Below are 20,097 nucleotides of genomic sequence, written 5' to 3' on the forward strand. Positions count from 1 at the left end.
GGCCCGGTTTGGAGTCCTTCCGCCGTCCGTGTTGTTCTATTCCTAATGACCAAAGCCAGGGCGTATTTCCAGTTAATCAAGTTTCGGCTGGCACTGACCGTAGCTTTTTCCAGCGCTATTGGTTACCTGCTGGGCGCTCAGGCTTTTGACTGGGGACGCGCATTGCTGGTAATGGTAGGTGGATTAGCGGTTACCGGTTCCGCAAACACCATCAACCAGATCTATGAGATAGATCTTGATAAACTGATGAAGCGTACGGCTAAACGGCCGCTGCCATTGGGTATTCTGAGCGTACCCGAGGCTTGGGTGTTTGCAGTCGTGCTGGGAGGGGCGGGGCTAGCCATGCTGGCTTACTGCTTCAATCCACTGGCCGCGGCACTGTCACTGATTTCGCTCATCCTGTACGGTTTCATCTATACGCCGCTCAAGCAGATTTCTCCTATCTGCGTGTTTGTGGGCGCAATTCCGGGTGGCCTGCCTCCCTTTATTGGCTGGGTGGCAGCCACCAATGCCCTTGTGGGCGCAGAAAGCGCTGGTGGCTGGATTCTATTTGGAATTCAGTTTATGTGGCAGTTTCCGCACTTCTGGGCTATTGCGTGGGTTCTGGATGATGATTACCGTGCCGCCGGATTCAAGATGCTGCCCTCACCGGGCCGCAAGGATCTGCGCACCGCTTTTCAGATCATGACTTATACACTACTCCTGATTCCGTTGAGCCTGCTACCTCTGCAGTTTGGTATGGCAGGTAAAACTTCGGCTCTGATTGCGGTAGTGTGTGGCGTCTTGTTCCTGATGCAAACCTTTTACCTGATGCGCACTTGCACTAAGAAGGCCGCCATGCGCATCATGTTTGGCTCTTTTCTGTATCTGCCCATTGTGCAGATAGCCTTGGTTCTCGATAAATTGTAACCCGGTATACCAGTACTCATTACGTAGTTGGTATCCCATTGCCTGAAACCTATGCAAAGCGTAGAAACTTTGGAAGAAAAAGAACCCGGTACCGGCCTGCATCCTATGCGGCTGCTCCTGATTCTGATGATTGTAAGCATCATTATGATGTTTGCAGCCTTTACCAGCGGCTTTATTGTGCGCCGTGAAGAAGGAAACTGGCGCGAGTTCGACCTGCCAATCAGCCTGCTGTACAACACTATCGTGATTGTGTTGAGCAGCGCGACCATGCAGTGGGCGTATGCCTCGGCTAAGCGCGACGAACTGGGCCGTGTGAAGCTGGCAATGGGCCTAACAGTTCTCCTGGGCCTCGCTTTTTTAGCAGGCCAGTGGTTTTCTTGGGGTGATTTAGTGGCTGGCCGGACATATTTTGGGGGCGTAGATGCCAACCCTTCTGGCTCATTTGTGTATGTATTGATGGGCGTGCATGGTTTTCACCTCATCACCGGGCTGATTTTTCTCGTAAAAACCTACCTGAAAACACTTCGCTATCAGGTGCATTCGCGGCAAATGATGCCTATTGCCAACTGCACCATCTACTGGCACTTCCTCGGCGCGCTTTGGTTGTACCTGTATTTGTTCCTACTTTTGAACCACTAGTTTCGTCTTACCCCGCACTTTATGTCCACCATTTCCACGACGCAGCCTCTCACCTCTGTCGATGCCGCTGACCGGCCGCGTAGCGGCAACTGGGACGGAGGCAATGAGCCCTTCAAGGCCAGCTACGGCAAGCTGATGATGTGGTTCTTCCTGTTGTCGGACGCCTTCACGTTCGCCGCCTTCCTGACCACGTACGGCCTGATCCGTCACCGTTATCCAGCTTTTGATGCTGCTGCCGGCAAAGTATTCGAGTTTTCGACGGCTTACTGGCCCGTTCCGGATAAAGTGTTTGACGGTTTCCCGGGCTTGCACGGACAGAGCGTACCGCTGGGCTTTGTGGCCTTGATGACGATGATTCTCATCTTCAGCTCCGTGACGATGGTACTGGCCGTAGAGGCTGGCCACCGCATGGACAAGAAGGATGTGCAGAAATGGCTGCTCTGGACGATTCTGTTCGGTGCTACTTTCCTTGGCTCGCAGGCTTGGGAGTGGAGCCACTTTATCCATGGTACTCAGGAAGGAACCAAGATGTTGGACGGTACTACCGTTTATGGCGCCAATTTGGCTGTCAACCAGTACGGCCCGGTTCTTTTCGCTGACCTGTTCTTCTTTATTACGGGTTTCCACGGCACACACGTATTCTCCGGCGTCTGCTTGCTGGTCTGGTCTTTCATTGCTACTACCAACGGCACGTTCGAGAAGCGCGGCCACTATGAGATGGTAGAGAAAATTGGCCTGTACTGGCACTTTGTAGACCTTGTATGGGTGTTCGTTTTCACCTTCTTCTACCTCGTATAATTCCACGGGTAGCGGACTAGGTAAGCGCGGCTGGCTAAGCCGTTGTTTTATCTCCGCTCCTCAGTTACTTCCTGCACCATGGCTAATCACGTAGGCACCGAGCATACAACACATACCGGCGAGATTCCAAAACCGAATACCGGCTGGATCTGGAAAACCTTCTTTGTTCTGGTAGGTATTACGGCCCTCGAATTTGTGTTCGTATTCCTGATGGATCCGGGCACGCTTCGTAATTCTATCTTCATTGTTCTCACGATTTTCAAAGCCTTCTTTATCGTGGCTGAATTCATGCACTTGAAGCATGAAGTGAAATCGTTGATCTGGACGATCCTCATTCCGATGGCACTGCTGGTGTGGCTGCTTATCGCCCTGATTACCGAGGGTTCTTACCAGAACTCGTTCTGGAACGTATTCAACTAACTGCATGAGGCCCAAACACGTCCTGTTGTTGGGCCTCATTCTGTTGGTCCCGGTGCTGGCTTTCGTGTTTCTGTACACTTTCGGCACCAACCGTTACGCGCTGCCCACTTTCCTGCCCGACCGTGTCGATTCGACACTGGTGGAAGGAAAGTGGCGGCGCGATACTGTTTTTCACCAGTTGGCTGATTTTCGGTTTGCTTCACAGTCGGGCCGAGAGATTACGCAGCAGGATGTGGGCGGCGGTGTGTATGTCGCAAACTTCTTCTTCGCCACCTGCCCCGGTGCCTGCCCCCGCATGAATAGCCAGATGGCCCGGGTACAGGAAAAATTCCGGCACGAGCCGCGCGTGAAACTGGTATCCTATACCGTTGATCCGGCCCACGACTCCGTAGCGGTGTTGGAACGCTATGCCGAGCAATATGGCGCAATTGCCGGCAAATGGTTCTTCCTGACCGGTGACAAAACCGCATTGTATCGGTTAGCTACGGAAGAGTTTCGACTCGATGCTCCCAGTGGGGCCGGACCAGGCATAGTGCATAGCCAGAATCTGTACCTCGTAGACCGGGAACATCGTGTGCGAGGCATCTATGACGGAATGAAACCCAAAGACGTTGAACGTCTGATGACGGAAATCAACGTGCTGTTGTACACCTATGAACACGAATAGTCCTGCCTCTATCCCTGGTAGCACCAAATACAAAGTACTGGCGGCTGTGCTGGGCGCAGTTATTCCCATTGCGGTAGCTGTTCTGTACTATTTCCCCAATGTGTTCCGGATTGAAGGAGCACAGGTGAAGGCTTTGCCGGCCGTAAATGCCGTGCTCAACTCGCTGACAGCTGTATTGCTGATGGCTGGCTACTACTTCATCCGGCGCAAAGATGTGGCCAAGCACCGCGCCATGATGGGCTCTGCTTTCCTGATGGGGTCTCTGTTTTTGGTATCCTATGTGGCCTACCACTCACAGGTTCCCAGTACGAAGTTTGGTGGCGAAGGTCTAATCAAGACGATTTACTACTTCATCCTGATTACGCACATTCTGCTGGCTGCCGTAACGGTGGCATTGGTGCTGTTTACGCTTTACTTCGCACTTACTGAGCAGTTTCAGAAGCACCGCCGTATTGCTCGCTGGACGTATCCTATCTGGCTTTACGTGTCAGTTACGGGCGTTATCGTGTATTTCATGATTTCACCCTACTACACCTAAGCAGCTAAGTGGTGCAGGAAATAGGAGCGGGGTAGGAAGCCCCCGTTTATTGAGAGAATGCGCAAACCATTCGTGTTCAAACGGAGTTGAAGAAATATGAAAAAGGTTGTGTTGACTGCGCTGTTTGCCCTTGTTCTGGGTATTCTGTTTAGCCTGTCGCCTCGCACGGCGGCGGCGCAATGCACTATGTGCAAAACCCAGGTAGAATCGGCTCGCTCAGAGAAAGATGGCTACGATTTCTCGGGCCTGAATAAAGGTATTCTGTATATGGCTGCTATTCCCTACCTGCTGGTAGGAGCGGTAGGCTACTTCTGGTACCGCAACACCAAAGCGAAGAAGCTGGCGCGCAAGTAATGGCCGCCTCCCGGTCGGTGCTGGCTATGCTGGCTCAGAAGTGTCCCCGTTGCCATCGGGGCCCGCTGTTTCGGTATTCTGCCCTGCACCTCACCAAGTTCGATGCTATGTATGAAAGCTGTCCGGTGTGCGGGCAGCATTACGAGCCGGAAGTGGGTTTCTACTGGGGCGCCATGTACATCAGCTACGGCTTTTCCACGGCTATAGTCTTCCTGACAGGAATTCTGCTGTTCTACTTGGCCCACGATCCACCGGTCTGGGTGTATATCACGAGTGTGGCGGCTGTGGTAGTGGCTCTCACACCATTGTTATTCCGTTACGCGCGGGTTGTGATGCTGTATTTATTCGGCGGAATCACCTACGACCCGCACTTGGCCGCTACGCTTCCTCACCACAGCATAGAGAAGTTCGATAACTAGGAAATGCCGCCAATTGGCGGCATTTTTGTTGGGTACTGGTTCCTACGGGGCCGCGTGGTGTCGTTCAAATTCATTCCTGTTGAAGTTAGCCCGCTTTCTACCACCAGTATTGCTGCTGGCTGCTCTTCTATGCTTTGCGGGAGCTTACCTGAGCAACCGTTATGGTCAGACGCCCGGCCTACTGTTGCGTACCGACGCGAACCGGCTACAAAAGCTGCTAACTAATGCCGAACTGACTGCCGAGCAGGAAGCCACTGAAATAACAGCGGAGGCGCAGCGGGGTGAATTGAATTTTGGCAGACTAGTCAGCCAAACGACATATCCCTGCTTTGTATACCGCAACGGGCAGCTACTCTATTGGTCAGACCACACTACCCGTCCCGAGCCGGAACACGTTGGGCAGCCCTTCACGGAGAAGCTGGTGACCATGCAGTTTGGGCACTACATTGCTCTGCGGCATGCGGCTGGGCCTTATGTCGTGCTAACCTATGTGCCGTTGGAAAAAGGCTATGGTATCAGTAACCGTTACCTGCGCGACGGCTCAGAGAAGGCACTATTCCGGGGCCTGAATGTACGGCTGGTAACCAGCGGGCAACGTGCCGGGTTGCCTAAGCTATACTCTGACGAAGGCAATTACCTGTTTTCGCTGGAAAGCCTGCAACTCAATCCGGCTACCGGCAAGTATCTGCCAATGGCCCTGATGCTGCTTGGGTTTGGCTTTTATCTAGGGTGCTGGCTGCTCTGGGCGCGGCAATTAGCCCGAGCCAACAGGGTGCTGGCAGGCGCAGCAATACTTCTACTGCCGCTGGTGCTATTGCGGGCAGTGCTGCTGCACTTTGGCTTGCCGTTCTCTTTTATCGAATTGCCGCTTTTCGATCCGCGAGTGTATGCGGCCTCATGGCTTTCACCTTCTCTTGGTGACTTGCTCATCAACGCTCTGTTGCTGGCCGTGGGGGCCTACTACGTGCAGCGGTTGTTCCGGCGCTACAATCCTACACGATGGGTGGAGCGGCTGCAGAACTCGGGGCAGCGCACTGGGGTAGCCACGGTGGCAGGCGTGCTGTTTTTTTGGCTGCTGGAGCTACTGTTTCAGTTCTACTCCAATAGCTTCAACAACTCCCAGATCATTCTCGATATCACCCAAGATATTTCGGTATCGGGGTTTAAGCTATTGTTGTGCCTCGCTATTGTGCTGCACACGGGCTCCTACCTGGTGGGGTTTTATATGCTGGCGCAGCTGTTCAGCGCGGCGGTGCGGCCGGAAACCAAGCGGGGTAGCATCTTTGGGCTGGGCCTGAGTGCCCTGCTTTTCCTGCCGATTGGTATTGCGCTGGGCCAGGTGCATGTGCTGCTGGTGGGTATTACACTGTGGTTTCTGCTGCTGCTGCGCCTGATGGGGCTGCGGCGCGTGGCAGCAGTGGTGCCGTATCAAGTATACTTGTTCATTTTCCTGATGCTGGGTATCAGCTCGGCGGTTGGGGCGCTGGCCTTGTTCGAGCACTTCGACCGGCAGCTGGTCATCAACAAGCAGACTCTTGCCGGAAACCTGCTCGTGGACAACGACCTGCAAGGAGAATTTCTGCTGACGGAACGTACCCGTGAAATGGCGGCCGATCCGCTCATCCGGACGCTACTGGCCAGCCCGTTTGCCAGCTCGGAAGTGGTGCGCCAGAAGATAGTCAAGCACTACCTGCGCGACTATTTTGACAAGTATGAAATAACAGTTTCGCTTTTCGACCCGGCCGGTCGCCCTTTGGGCGCCGGGCTAGGGGCCGAATCGTTGTCGGAGGCGCGCAGCCGGCTGCTGAAGAATGCTACTCGCACCGATCAGCTCAACCTGTTTTTGGTGCGCGGCAGCAACTCGTTCAGCACCCGCCGCTACGTCGATTTTGTGGCCGTGCCGGCTCCAACCAATGGGTCTAGTACCGTGCTGCTGGAGCTCACACTAAAAAAGCTGACCACGTACAGCGTAGTGCCCGAGCTGCTCGTCGACCAGAAGTTCTTTCAGCCTGGCCTGGGGGCTGAGTTGAGCTATGCGGGTTTCGAAAAGGACCGGCTGGTGTACAATGAAGGAGACTTCGACTACGTGAACCGCCTGCTGCCGCACCAGTACAACGACCCGCGCCTCTACCGTACCGGGTTGGTGGCGGGCCGCTACCACCATCTGGCCGTGCGCGACGAAGCCCAGCACCGCACGGTGGTCGTGACGACGGACAACTACAGCTTCACCGATTGGTTGGCCAATTTCTCGTTCCTGTTTCTGCTGCACACGTTTTTCTGGCTGCTCAGCATTGGGCTGTACTTGCTGGTGCGCGGCGAGTATCTGGAGATATTCCGCACCAACTTCAGCACCAAAATTCAGCTCTTCCTCAACTTCGGCATTCTGGTGCCGCTGGTGATTGTGAGTATTGCGACGGCCAGCCAGGTTACGTCGTCGTACAAGCGCGACCTGCGCCGCACCTATGAGCGGCGCGGCCGGGCCGTGCAGGAAAACCTGCTGCAAAACCGCGCCCTGCTCACTGACTCCATGGGCCGCGCCGCGCTGTTCGACCTGGCCGATAACGTGTCCTCGCTCACCGAAACCGACCTCAACCTCTACGATGCCAGCGGCGAACTGCTGGTCAGCAGCCAGCCTATCATTTTCGAGTCGGGGTTGCTGGGTACCCTGATGAACCCGCAGGCTGTAGCAGCGCTGAAGGAACGCACGCAGCCGCGCGTACTGCTAACTGAGCGGGCCGGCTCGCTCTCGTTCAATGCGCTGTACCTGCCGTTGCGCGCCCCGGAGGAAGAGGCCGGACAGGCGGGCCGGGTGCTGGGGTACGTGGGTATTCCGTTCTTCGATTCAGAGAAAGAGCTGGACAACAAGCTTATCGAGTTGATTTCGACCCTGGTGAACATCTTCACGGTGATGTTCATCTTCTTCCTGATTCTCACCTTCGTGGCCTCTCGGGTGCTGACCGATCCGCTGAAGCTGCTCACCGAAAAGCTCAAGCAAACTACCCTCACGGGCCAGAATGAAATGCTCGACTATCAGTCGAATGACGAAATCGGGCTGTTGGTGCGCGAGTACAATGCCATGCTGCTGAAGCTGGAGGAGAGCAAGCAGGAGCTGGCGGCGCAGGAGAAAGAAGCCGCTTGGCGCGAAATGGCCCGGCAGGTGGCCCACGAAATCAAGAACCCGCTGACACCGATGAAGCTGAGCCTGCAGTTTCTGCAGCGCGCCATCCAGGACAACCGCCCCAACATTCAGGAGCTGATTGGCAAAGTATCGCAGACACTTATCACCCAGATTGACGTGCTGACCGACATTGCCACCTCGTTCAGCAACTTCACCAACCTGCCCGCCATGCGCCCCGAGCGGCTGAACTTGGCTTCGGTACTACGCCGCTGTGTGGAGCTGCACCAGGGCAGCCGCCAAGACGCCCGCATTCAGCTGCAGCTGCCAGCGGAAGAAACGCCCGCTACCGTCTTTGCCGACGAAAGCCTGTTGGTGCGCACCTTCAATAACCTGCTCATCAATGCGCTGCAGTCGGTGCCGGACGGCCGTGGGCCGGAGATTGAGGCGCAGCTGGAAATCCGGCCCGAAGGGCGGGTGCGTATCAGCATCCAAGACAACGGGTCCGGCATTGCCGAGGAAGTGCGGGAGAAGGTGTTTGTGCCCAACTTCACCACCAAAGCTACCGGCTCTGGTATTGGGCTGGCCGTGGCCCGGCGAGGCATCGAAAGTGCCGGCGGCAGCATTTGGTTTGAGACGCAGGAAGGCACTGGAACCACGTTCTACATCGAGTTGCCGCTGGCCGGATAAGGCGCGGGAACAAGCCGACGCAGAGCGGTACTTTTGGCGGCACGAATTGCGCCGCTTCTTACGTTGTGGAGCCGGGCAACCTTCCGGGTATAAAGACTTTCAATGATCAGCAGCTTTCCGCACCGCTTCCTGCGCTTTGGCTTGCTGCTGGTGTGTGTGCTGGCGTGGGCCGGAGCGTGGGCGCAGCAGCGTGCAGAAACCCCGCCCAACACGCGCCGCTGCGTATGGGTGCGCCTCACGCCGGGCCGCGACACCACCGATTTTGCGCTGAACGATACGCTGACCGTAGTGCCTTCCTCGGTGAGTATACAGGGCCGCGCCGTCAGCTACGACAGCCGCACCGACCGGTACCGGCTGGTGCAGCCGGGCCGCCGCCTGCCCAGCCCCGAGCCCGGCCAGCCCGACATCATAGTGCCCGGCCTCGATTCGGTGCTGGTGTGCTACCGGGTGCTGCCGCTACGGCTGGCCGCGCCGGTGTTCCGCCGCCCGCGCCGTTTGCTCGACAGCACCGATTTTCCGCAGCGCCGCTTCGGGCAGGAAGATTTTGCGGTAAAGGAGCAGATTCTGAGCACGCCGGGCATCAACAAAACCGGCAATCTGGCCCGCGGCATCAGCTTCGGCAACGCGCAGAACGTGTTTGTCAACTCCTCGCTCAACCTGCAGCTCGAAGGCCGCCTTACCGACAATATCAACCTGACGGCCGCCATCAGCGACCAAAGCGTGCCGTTCCAGCCCGAAGGCAACACCCAGCAGCTCCAGGAATTCGACCGGATTTACATCACGCTCACCAGCCCGCGCTGGAACCTGACGGCCGGCGACGTGGTGCTGCGCAACAAGCCCGACTACTTTCTGCGCTTCTACAAAAACGTGCAGGGCGCGGCCCTGGAAGTGAACCTGGGCCAGACGCCGGGCGGGCTCAGCGGTTTCACGACCCCGCAGCTCACGCCGCTGCCCAGCTACCCCGGCGTCAATCCGGGCACCTACACTACCACTACCATCACCAACGGCGGCCAGCCGCCCACGCAGTCTACCGCGCCGGGCAGCGTGTTGCCGCCCGCGGCGTCGGGCTCCCCGTTTCCGCCGGGTACCTCCGGCACTATTTCCTCGGAGGAGAAGGGGCGCTTCGGACCCATCCGCTCATCTACGACGGTGGCGGGCGGCGTGGCCAAGGGCAAGTTTGCCAGCATTGATGTGGCGCCCATTGAGAACGTGCAGGGGCCGTACCGGCTGCGCGGGCCTAACGGTGAGCAGTTTATCATCGTGCTGGCCAATTCCGAGCGGGTATATCTGGATGGGCGGCTGCTGACGCGTGGCTTCGACAACGACTACGTTATCGACTACAACCAGGCCGAGGTGACGTTTTCGCCCCAGCACCTGATTACCCGCAACTCGCGCATCAAGATTGATTTCGAGTACTCCGATTTCAACTACGCCCGCTCGCTCTACCACCTGAGCCACTACCAGCAGGTGGGCCGGCTGGCGGTGCACGGCAACTTCTACCGCGAAGCCGACAACCCCGACAACTCGCCCAACCTGCTCCTCGACAGCCTCGACCGGGTGGCCCTGCGCGACTTGCCCGGCAACGTGGCCCAGGCCGCTACGCCCGGCGGCCAGCGTGTGCAGTACACCCGCAACCAGGTGCTCTACAACCGTGAAAACCGCACCGTAAACGGCCTGCCCGTGGACGTATTCACGTATCCGCCCGACTCGACGCGGGAGGTTTTCAACGTGCGGTTTACGGACGTGGGAGCCGGCAAAGGCGACTATAACCTGAGCACGACGTACCCCAGCGCCAATGGCCGGGTGTACGAGTACATTGAGCCCCTGAACGGCGTGCAGCGGGGGCGGTACGCGCCCATCCGGCTGCTGCCCGCGCCGCTGCAGAAGCAGATTGTGTCGGCCGGGGCCAGCTTTCAGGTGGATTCTACCACGTCGGTGTTCGTGGATCTGGCCGTGTCGGACCTGGATTTGAACCGGTTTTCTCCTTCTTCCGACAAAGGCCGGGCCATGCGTGTGGGCTACGTGGTGCAGGACCGCCGCCTGCTGGGCCTGGGGTTACTGAAAGACTACCGCTTCCGCAGCGCCCTTGATTACGAGTACACCAGCCGCGCCTTCGCGCCCGTCGACCGGTTCCGGGACATCGAGTTCGACCGCAACTGGAGCACCACCAGCACCGTGCAGGGCAACGCCACCCGCCGCGAAGCCCACGCCGATAACATTCTCAACTTTGCGGTGGGCGCGGCCAAAGACGAAAACAACGCCGTAAACTACCGACTCAGCCGCCGTTTCCGGTCGGGGGAAGTGAGCGGGCTGCAGCACTGGCTGGACGCGGCCCGCCAGATTGGCGACGTGCAGCTGCGCGGCAGTTTATTTCTGCTCAACTCCAAGGCCGGCAACAAGGAATCCAGGTGGGCGAGGGGCGAGGCGGCGGCGCGCTACGTGGCCGGGTCCGTGGTGCCGGGCTACGCCTATCGCTTCGACAAAAACCGCGTGGCGCTGCCTTCCGGCGACTCCCTCACCTCGGCCAACTACTTCGACGAGCACAACGTGTTCATCCAGAGCCAGGACTCGGCCCGCACCCGTTTCCGGGCCGACTACACTTACCGCCGCGACCAGACGCCCAACCCGGAGCAGACCGAAATCCGGCAGCGCAGCACCGCCCAGACCTGGCAGGGCACGCTGACTACTCGCCTCGGCAAAAACCAGGACCTAGCCGTGCTGGCCACCTACCGCGACCTGGCCGCCCGCGACAGTGCCCGCCAGCGCACCGTGCTAACCAAGCTGGACTGGAACGCCAGCTTCCTGCAAAACCAGATTCGGTCGGAGCTGAGCTACTCCGTGGCAACGGGCCGGGAGCTGAAGCGCGACTACTCGTTTATCACGGTGGCCAACGGGCAGGGCACGCACTACTACGGCGGCGACGCTCCGCCCTTCAACGGCATTCAGGACCGGGACGAGTTTTTCGAGGCGCCCACTTCGGATGCCGTGTACCGCACTCACATCAAGGTGTATCTGCCCACCGACGACTACCTGATTGCCTACAGCAACCGGTTCAGCTACCGCCTCACTACCAACGCCCCGCGCACCTGGCGCGACGCCGGCGGCTGGCGCGCGGCGGCGGCCCGATTCTCGGCCATCAGCAGCATCACGCTCGATAGCCGCACCATCGACAACAGCCTTTCAGCCCGCCTGAACCCGTTTGCGTTCCAGACCGAAGACTCGCTGCTGCTCAGCCTCAATAAGCTGCTGCGCAATACGGTGTACTTCAACCGCTCCAACCCCATTTTCGGAGCCGAACTGACTGTGCAGCAGAGCCAGCAGAAGGTGCTGCTCACACAGGGCTCCGATATCCGCAACCTGGCGGCTCAGAGCCTGCTGCTGCGCCGCACGCTGGCCCATTCGTTTACGGGGCGCCTCACCACCTCGCGCAGCATCCGGCAGAACAACTCCGACTACCTCGCCAACCGCAACTACCGGGTGCTGGTGTATGAGGTGGCCCCCGAAATCAGCTACCAGCCCAGCGGCACGCTCCGCTTCACGGGCACCTACCTGCGCACCGACAAAAACAACGTGACGCCCATCAACGCCGAAAACGAGGCCCGCGGCATCTTCGATGAGCTGGGCATTGAAACCCGCATCAGCCAGGTCAGCAAGCGCACCATCACGGCCACCACGCGCTACGTGCGCATCGCCTTCGACGGCAACCAGGACTCGGTGGTGGGCCTGGAAATCCTGAATGCGCTGCGCCCCGGCTCCAACTTCACCTGGAACCTGAACGCCGAGCAGCGCCTCAGCAACGGCCTCAACCTCAGCCTCAGCTACGACGGCCGCAAAGCCAATGGCCTGAACGTAGTGCACACCGGCCGCATGCAGGTTTCGGTGCTGTTTTAAGCTGGCGAGGTGGTTGCTCTGGCAACTCAGGTAGCCCGGCTGCCTGTTTTGTGTACTCTGTATGCTGTAATCCAGTCAGGCTAACCAAGTAGACCCAAAATGGGAAAGCTGTGCTGTGTTGGGAAAAATTTTGGTGTAGTGTATAAACTCGTCAATTTTAGATTGCCTACCGCCTAACCGTACACACCGTGGGCTTTTAACCGCCTGACTTGCTGCTGGCCAAGCCTGCAGCTCAAAGGAGGAAAAAGGACTATTCAGCGCGCTACCACTATGGATGTTATCCTTCGTCATCATGTATCTACCTACGGTGCTGGTACACAGCCACTAGTATTCGCTCATGGTTTTGGCACCGATCAACTGGCGTGGAACTATGTGGCGCCGGCCTTCGCCGCCGACTACCGGGTGGTGCTCTTTGATCTGGTAGGAGCCGGCCGCTCCGACAAAGCCGCCTACGACTTCACGCGCTACCGCACCCTCGATGGCTACGTCACGGATCTGCTGAACCTATTGCGGGAGCTGCAACTGCCCAAAGTGGTGTATGTCGGGCACTCGGTGAGCGGCATGATTGGGGTGCTGGCCGCCATCCGGGAGCCGGAGCTGTTCGAGCGGCTGGTGTTGCTAGCTGCTTCACCGTGCTACCTCAATGACGGCGACTACATCGGCGGGTTTGAACCCGAAGATTTAGAGGAACTACTCGGCTTTCTGGACCGCGACTACCTCAACTGGACCAGCGCCATGGTGCCGTCCATCGTGGGCAGCGATATGCGTCCCGAGCTGCTTGACGAGGTGCTGGCCAGCTTCTCGCAGGTAGATCCGGCCGTGGCCCGCCAGTTTGCTCGCGCCACGTTCCTGTCTGACTACCGGGGCGAGCTGGCCAAACTGCAGGTGCCCGCCCTAGTTGTGCAGTGCGCCCACGATTCGGTGGCGCCGTCGGTGGTGGGCCACTACCTGCACGCACACCTGCCCGGCAGCACCCTCAGCATCCTCGATACCACCGGGCACTACCCTCACCTAAATGCCCCGGTAGCCACCATTGCGGCACTGGAGCGCTACCTCCAAGCCGAGCAGGTAGCTACACAATAAACAGCCCGTCAGTAATGCGTGCCGCACTTATTGTGGTACCAGAGGCAGCCTACTGCAGCAGTTTCCCGAACCCGGCTACTACGGCCAGTTCCGTCTGCCCGGCGGGTGCTTTGGCGGCTTCCAGCTGCTTTTTGGCAGCAGCCAACCATGCGGCCGAAGGAGCCGTGCCGCGCTCCAGCTGCGTGAGGCGCTCCAGGCCCAGCGTAGCCAGCAGGCGCAATTGCGTGGAAAGCGGCGCGTATTCTGTAAGTGGAGCCGAAGTGGTAAGCAGCGGCTGCAGGCGGGTGTCGTTGGTTTGCCACAGGGTGAGCTGCTCGCGCAGGTCTTTGAGGCGGGCGCGGGTGGCGGCTGTGCGGGGCAGTGCCGCCGTTTTGGTGGGACGGGCCGCCAGCAGCGAATCTACGTGCCAGCCAAACTGCCGCGCCCCATCCGATTCTGCTGGGGCCGCATCCACGAGGCGGGTGAGCGGGGTCTGGGGCGTGTAAGTGAAGCCCTGGAAGTGGCGCTTATACTCCTTAACGGGTTCCAGCACATCGGCCAGCGTGCGTAGGGGAGCTAGTGCGGCCGGGTCGGGGCCGGCCATCTGCTGGAGCAGCTTTGCCGGCGCTTTGCGGTGCTGCATACCCAGCCCTTCCAGCTGCCCAGAAACGGCGGCGAGGCGGCGGTACATATCGGGCACATCCGTAACTGTGCGCGCCGACCACAACCGCTCGGCCACGGCCGCGGCGCGGGGCCAGATGCGCGAATCTATGATGACGCTGTCGGCAAACTCGGCCCACATAGTGGCCTCGCCGCCCAGAATCAGCTTTTGCTGCTCTGGGGTGAGAGGCGCATCAGCGGGCAGCGGGTCGGTGGCGTAGCTGCTGGCGGCTGTCAGGTAGAGGTCGAGGTAGTAGCCGCTGGACAGGATAGCCGGGTTGCCGGCCTTGGCGGCATCGTAGAGGCCCTTTTTGCCGCGCCAGCTTTGAATAACGGCATTTTGCGGCAGGCCCGGCCCCAGAATTTCGTCCCAGCCTACCATCTTCTTGTTGTACTTCGTGACGATAGTGAGCACGCGGCGGTTGAAATACGTCTGTAGTGCATGCTTGTCGAGGGTTTTGCCATCGGCTTTCAGGTAGCCTTTTTCGCGGGCAAACTGCATGATGCGCGGGCTTTTGCGCCACTGCCGCCCGTCGTTCTCGTCGCCACCGATGTGGAAGTAAGGGTCGGGGAAAAGGGCCGTCATTTCCGCGAAAAGCGTGTCCAGCAATTCGTAGGTGCTTTCTTTGGTGGGGTCGATAGCCATGTTGGAGGTGCGCCAGCTCTGGTACACACCGTAGATAGAGTCATTGGAGGCCAGCTGCGGGTAGGCCGCCATCCAGGCAATAGTATGGCTGGGCACATCGAACTCAGGCAGCACCCGGATGCCGCGGGCGGCGGCGTAGCGCAGCACGTCGCGCACCTGTTGCTGCGTGTAGTGCTGGCCACTCACCTCGTGCAGGCGCGGCAGCGCCTTGCTTTCCACCCGAAAGCCCTGGTCGTCGGAGAGGTGCCAGTGAAATACGTTCAGTTTCACGGCGGCCATGGCATCCAGATTACGCTTAATCACGGATACCGGCATGAAGTGTCGGGACGCATCAATCAGCAGCCCGCGCCACGCAAACCGCGGCTGGTCCTGAATATCAACTTCGGGCAGCACCGAGTGGCGCCCCTCGGGTTGTGGCAGCTGCTCCAGCGTTGCCAGTGCCCGCAGCACGCCCAGACTGGTGGGCGCATCAATCAGCACGCCCGTAGGGGTAACCCGCAGACTATACCGCTCCTCATCGTTGTTTTCGGGCTTCCCGATGCTGCCATACCGAATCTGGAGCGGCACGGCGCCGGCTGGGGCAATACCGCTGCCCGCGTTGCGGTGCAACCGGACGAGTGTGCGCAGCACGGCGGCCGTCAGGTCGGCATCGAGAGGGCCTTGCAGCTCCGGTTTCAGCAGTAGCTTCCAGCTCAGACTGCCCGAACCCCAGCGCACCGAAGTCGGCACCGGCATCAGGTTGCGGGTGGAAGGGGCAGATTGAGCAACCGCCGAAACGGCGCAGAGCCACAGCAAAAACAAGGCAGCAGGAAAGCGAAATGGCATACGCGGGTAGGGTGGGGTGGGAGCGAAAGATACGGTACAACGCATCGGGGGTGGCATAAAGCAGCATTCGTGCCGGAGGCTGCGGCGTTGCCACGGGCCGGCAATTAACGGATGGTTGGTCTGGGCGCTACTTTTCCGCAATTTGCGGGCCGGTGCCAGTAAGTGCTGTTTTAGTACGGGCGCGCTTGTTTTTTTATGTCTATGACTTCTCCTTCCCGGATAGCCGCCTGGGGTGCTACCGTGCTGCTGCTGGTACTATCCTGGTGGTATTATCCGCCGCCCCAGGTGTGGCGCACGTCGCCGGTGCTCAACTGGGACGCTTCCGGCTACTACCTCTACCTGCCCGCCATTTTCGTGCACCACGACCTGCGTGAGCTGAACTTCCAGGACCAGCTGCTGAAAGATTACTCCCCTACGTCAGACTTTTACCAGGCCTATCGGCATCAGGGTAGCGGTAATTTCGTGATGAAGTATCCGGCTGGACTGGCCCTGCAGGAGCTGCCGTTTTTCTTGGCGGCCCACGCCGTAGCCGCGCCTCTGGGCTTTCCCGCCGATGGGTTTTCGCCGCCCTATCAGCTGGCCATTAAGCTGGCGAGCCTACTGATTTCGGTGCTGAGCTTCTGGCTGGTGCGGCGGGCATTGCTGCCCCGCTTCGGCGAGTGGCCCACGGCTCTCACGCTGCTGATTCTGCTGCTGGGTACCAACTATCTTACCTACAGCGGAGCCGGCCACGCCGGTATGACGCACTGCTGGCTGTTTTTCTGGTACGCTGTGCTGCTGCTGCTGACGCCTGCCTTCTACGCCCGCCCCAGCCTGGGCCGGGCCATAGGCATTGGGGCAATAGTGGGCCTGATGACCCTGACGCGCCCCACCGAAATTCTGGCGCTGCTGCTGGTGCTGTTGTGGGGGCTTACGTTCGACCGGGCTGTGCTGCGCAGCCGGCTGGCATTCTGGCAGCAACATTGGCCACTGCTGCTGGCGGCCGGACTGGCCGGCGCAGCGCTGCTCAGCATCCAGCTTTTCTACTGGCACTACGCCACCGGCGACTGGATAGTATACAGCTACCAGGAGCAGGGGTTTAGCTGGCTAAAGCCGCATCTGTGGGAAGGCATCTTTAGCTTCCGTAGCGGCTGGCTCACCTACTCGCCACTTCTGCTGACGGCGCTGGTAGGGTTTTGGCCGTTGCGCCGGCAGCATCCGGATGTGTTTTGGGCGCTGCTCGTGTACACGGTGATGTTTACGTACGTGACGTTTGCCTGGGACGAATGGACCTACGGCGGCGGGCTGGGCATCCGGGCCATGATACAGAGCTACGCGGTGCTGGCCTGGCCAATGGCTGCCGCGCTGCGCTGGCTGCTGGCCCGTCCGGTATGGGCTGCGGCTTATGGCGTGCTGGCCGTGCTGGGCTGCGCCTACGGCTTCTGGCTCACGCAGATGGCCATTCCCGGGGGCCACGGCCTGCTTGTAGCCGGCGATATGACCCGTGCCTACCTCGGGCGCATCTTGTTCCGCTACGAGGTGCCGCCCGAAACCGCGCTGCTGCTTGATAGCAACTCCGAATTTACGGGCACGCCGCTCAACAGCCGCGTGCTGTGGCAGCAGGAGTTTGAGCAGCCCGCGCCCGGTCTGTGCGGGACGCCGGCGTTGCAGGGTAGCTGTTCCCTGGCGCTGGACGCCGCCCACCCACAAAGTACCGAATGGGTAGTTCCGGCCCGGCCCGGGCAGTTTGAGTGGGTGCGCGCCTCCGCCGAAGCCCGCGCCGACCAAGTAGAGCCAGACGTAAGCCGCATGACGCAATACGTGGTGCGGTTCCGGCGCGGCAGTGAGGTTGTGAAAGAGCGAACCGTGCGCCTGCAACGGGCCCTAGACGCCGCCTGGCCCCGCACGCTGCACTTCGACATGCGCCCGCCCCAAGCTGATTTCGATAACGTTTCCATCACATTCCTATACTACGGCACCACCGCCAACCTGCTGCTGGACAACGCCCGGCTGGAAGCTTTCGACGACTAACACAGTCTGCAAGCAGGAAGCCGAAGCCAGTCCCTAGATCAAGCCTCTTGACTTGAACTCTAGGTACTTGTTGATGGTATTCACCGTCAGGTGCTGCGGAGCCGTGAGTAGCGCATGGATGCCGTAGCGGTTCAGCTCCCGCACAATCTGGCGCTTTTCCTGCGCAAATTTCTCGGCAATGGTCTGGTTGTAGACGTCTTGGGTAGTTTCGGCGGGGGCGTCCAGAAACTCGCGCAACTCGGTGTTTTCGAAGAAGACCACCAGTAGCAGGTGGTCTTTGGCCATGCGCCGTAGGTAGGGCAGTTGGCGCTGCATACCGCTAAGTGTCTCGAAATTGGTAAATAGAATCAGCAGGCTGCGCTGCCGGATGTTGTTCCGGACACTGATATAGAGCCGCTCATAGTCGGTTTCAAGGTACTTGGTGCGCTGGCGGTAGAGCACTTCCAGCAGCTTGCGCATGTGGCCGCCGCGTCGGTCGGCAGGCAGCACGGTGCCGGGTTGGTGCGAAAATGTAATCAGGCCGGCCTTGTCGTGCTTGATGATGGCAATGTTGCTCACTACCAGCGTGGCATTGATGGCGTAATCGAGCAGGCTGAGGCCCTCAAACGGCATCCGCATCACCCGGCCTTTATCAATGAGGCAGTATACCTGCTGGGCGCGCTCGTCCTGGTAGTGGTTGACGACCAGTGCATCGGCGGCATAGCCGGTGGTAGCGCGGCGGGCCGTGGCTTTCCAGTTGATAGCGCGCGTGTCGTCGCCGGCTACATACGGCCGAATCTGCTCAAATTCCAGACTGTGGCCTACCCGCCGGATACGTTTGACGCCCACTTCTGTCAGGCGGTTGCTGATGGCTAGCAACTCATACTGCCGCATCTGCAGAAACGACGGATAGACGGGCACCGTACGAGCGGCATCAAACCGAAACCGCCGCCGCGCTAGTCCCAGCGGCGACGCCACGTATACGTTCACGGCCCCAAACTCATACTCGCCCCGCTTCACCGGCCGCAGCTGGTAACGAATTATTTGCGTCTCGCCAGCCGCAATAGACGACCGAAACAACACGTCTCGCCGCTGAAACTGATGTGGTATCTCATCAATGGTTTCGGTATGGATAGGAAAGCGGTAGTGGTTTTCGAGGTAGATGCTGATGTCGTTGTCGGAGCCATTAGCAAGTTTATCGCCCAGTACGCGCCGTCCAAACACGTGCCCAGCCCCGTTTTTGGTCGGCGCATAGAGCAGCAGCACATCCAGCCCAGCCAGCGCTACCAACAGCCCCAGTGCCACCTGCACCGGCGCCAGCCAGCCCGGCAGAAAAAAGGCCACCACCAGCCCCAAAATCAGGATGGTGAGCAGCAGGAAGAAGCGGCGGGTAAGGAAAAAGGATTTCATGCTGTCTGCTAGTGTTGTCATTGCTTTGCTCGCAATGACAGCGCGCTACCTGGGAACCTCAATCTGCTGCAGAATCTGCTTGACAATATCATCGGCGGTGTGGCCCTCCATTTCGCGCTCCGGTGTGAGCTGAATGCGGTGGCGGAGCACCGGTGCGGCTAGGTACTGAATGTCTTCGGGGGTCACGAAGTCGCGGCCACGCAGGGCGGCCAGCGCCTTGGCACCGTTGAGCAGAGCCAAGGAGGCCCGGGGCGAAGCGCCTAAGTACAGGCCCTTGTGGGCACGCGTCTGGCCTACTACGCGGGCAATGTACTCAAGTAGCTTGGGCTCCACATGCTGGCGGCGCACCTGCTCGCGCAGGCCCCGCAGGTCGGCCGCCGTGAGTACGGCGCGCACTGCCTCCAGTGGTGTGCCACCAAAGCCAGCGTGGTGGCCCTGCAGAATGGCTATTTCCTCGTCCACGGTTGGGTAGCCTACATTCAGCTTGAACAGAAACCGGTCGAGCTGGGCTTCTGGAAGGCGGTAGGTGCCTTCCTGTTCAATGGGGTTTTGCGTGGCCAGCACCATAAACGGCTCCGGCACGGTGTAGCGGGTGCCATCCTGCGTTACTTGCCGCTCCTCCATCACCTCAAACAGCGCCGACTGCGTTTTGGCCGGGGCGCGGTTGATTTCGTCAATCAGCACAATACTGGCGAAAATAGGGCCGGGCCGGAACTCAAATTCTGCCTTGTTCGGTCGGAAAACTGAGGTGCCTAGCACGTCAGACGGCATCAGGTCGGGGGTGAATTGCAGGCGGCTGAAGGGTACTTCTAGGGTGCGAGCCAGCAGCTTAGCGGTAAGCGTTTTAGCAACGCCAGGAACGCCTTCCAAGAGCACATGCCCGTCGGCCAAAATGGCGGTGAGCAGCAGCTCGGCTAGGGCCTGCTGGCCCACTATCACCTTGCTCAGTTCCTGCCGGATGGCGTCGGCGTGGCGGCCAAGGTGGCTAAGGTCGGTGCGGGAAGTGAAGGGAGCGGGCACGGTTTGGGCGGCCGTGTCAGGAGTGCCGGTCGTGGTCGGACTCGT

General features: G+C 59.4%; 15 protein-coding genes. 12 read left to right on the forward strand and 3 right to left on the reverse strand.

Features of this window, described 5'->3' with window-relative positions; genetic code table 11:
- Window positions 1-45: 45 nt before the first annotated feature.
- The 11 genes from cyoE to H4317_RS05590 all read left to right on the forward strand — a co-directional run bounded on the left by cyoE (window position 46) and on the right by H4317_RS05590 (window position 13,523).
- Entirely contained in the window at window positions 46-909 is an 864-nt protein-coding gene (gene cyoE, locus H4317_RS05540; protein WP_185889149.1) for a heme o synthase, read from the forward strand.
- A gap of 51 nt (window positions 910-960) precedes the next feature.
- A complete protein-coding gene (locus H4317_RS05545; protein WP_185889150.1) occupies window positions 961-1,548 on the forward strand; it encodes a cytochrome c oxidase subunit 3 in 588 nt (195 codons plus the stop codon).
- Between the two features lie 21 nt (window positions 1,549-1,569).
- Window positions 1,570-2,346 (forward strand): cytochrome c oxidase subunit 3, encoded by a 777-nt coding sequence (locus tag H4317_RS05550; protein ID WP_185889151.1) that lies wholly within the window; start codon window positions 1,570-1,572, stop codon window positions 2,344-2,346.
- Between the two features lie 78 nt (window positions 2,347-2,424).
- Entirely contained in the window at window positions 2,425-2,766 is a 342-nt protein-coding gene (locus tag H4317_RS05555) for a cytochrome C oxidase subunit IV family protein (protein ID WP_185889152.1), read from the forward strand.
- Between the two features lie 4 nt (window positions 2,767-2,770).
- Complete coding sequence (locus tag H4317_RS05560) at window positions 2,771-3,433, forward strand: SCO family protein (RefSeq protein ID WP_185889153.1); 663 nt, start codon at window positions 2,771-2,773, stop codon at window positions 3,431-3,433.
- Complete coding sequence (locus H4317_RS05565) at window positions 3,420-3,971, forward strand: DUF420 domain-containing protein (protein ID WP_185889154.1); 552 nt, start codon at window positions 3,420-3,422, stop codon at window positions 3,969-3,971. The genes H4317_RS05560 and H4317_RS05565 overlap by 14 nt, the downstream gene beginning before the upstream one ends.
- A 96-nt stretch (window positions 3,972-4,067) precedes the next feature.
- Complete coding sequence (locus H4317_RS05570) at window positions 4,068-4,325, forward strand: hypothetical protein (RefSeq protein ID WP_185889155.1); 258 nt, start codon at window positions 4,068-4,070, stop codon at window positions 4,323-4,325.
- The gene (locus H4317_RS05575; RefSeq protein WP_260625834.1) at window positions 4,325-4,744 is read left to right on the forward strand and encodes a DUF983 domain-containing protein; all 420 of its coding nucleotides are present in this window, start codon (window positions 4,325-4,327) and stop codon (window positions 4,742-4,744) included. Before H4317_RS05570 ends, H4317_RS05575 begins: the two co-directional genes overlap by 1 nt.
- A 79-nt stretch (window positions 4,745-4,823) precedes the next feature.
- Entirely contained in the window at window positions 4,824-8,549 is a 3,726-nt protein-coding gene (locus H4317_RS05580) for a sensor histidine kinase (RefSeq protein WP_185889156.1), read from the forward strand.
- A gap of 102 nt (window positions 8,550-8,651) precedes the next feature.
- The gene (locus H4317_RS05585; protein ID WP_185889157.1) at window positions 8,652-12,440 is read left to right on the forward strand and encodes a DUF8818 domain-containing protein; all 3,789 of its coding nucleotides are present in this window, start codon (window positions 8,652-8,654) and stop codon (window positions 12,438-12,440) included.
- Between the two features lie 270 nt (window positions 12,441-12,710).
- Window positions 12,711-13,523, forward strand: coding sequence for an alpha/beta fold hydrolase (locus H4317_RS05590; RefSeq protein WP_185889158.1), 813 nt, complete (start codon window positions 12,711-12,713; stop codon window positions 13,521-13,523).
- 49 nt (window positions 13,524-13,572) lie between these two features.
- Here the strand turns inward: H4317_RS05590 and H4317_RS05595 are convergent, their stop codons facing one another.
- Window positions 13,573-15,633, reverse strand: a complete 2,061-nt coding sequence (locus H4317_RS05595; protein WP_185889159.1) for a beta-N-acetylhexosaminidase — start codon at window positions 15,631-15,633, stop codon at window positions 13,573-13,575.
- Between the two features lie 201 nt (window positions 15,634-15,834).
- Between H4317_RS05595 and H4317_RS05600 the strand changes: the two genes are divergently transcribed.
- Complete coding sequence (locus tag H4317_RS05600) at window positions 15,835-17,643, forward strand: hypothetical protein (protein ID WP_185889160.1); 1,809 nt, start codon at window positions 15,835-15,837, stop codon at window positions 17,641-17,643.
- A gap of 33 nt (window positions 17,644-17,676) precedes the next feature.
- Here the strand turns inward: H4317_RS05600 and H4317_RS05605 are convergent, their stop codons facing one another.
- A complete protein-coding gene (locus tag H4317_RS05605) occupies window positions 17,677-19,032 on the reverse strand; it encodes a DUF58 domain-containing protein (protein WP_185889161.1) in 1,356 nt (451 codons plus the stop codon).
- A 45-nt stretch (window positions 19,033-19,077) separates the two neighbouring features.
- Window positions 19,078-19,971, reverse strand: a complete 894-nt coding sequence (locus H4317_RS05610) for an AAA family ATPase (RefSeq protein WP_260625880.1) — start codon at window positions 19,969-19,971, stop codon at window positions 19,078-19,080.
- Between the last annotated feature and the right edge of the window lie 126 nt (window positions 19,972-20,097).

Origin of the sequence: Hymenobacter sediminicola, assembly GCF_014250515.1 — a bacterium.
GTDB lineage: Bacteria > Bacteroidota > Bacteroidia > Cytophagales > Hymenobacteraceae > Hymenobacter > Hymenobacter sediminicola.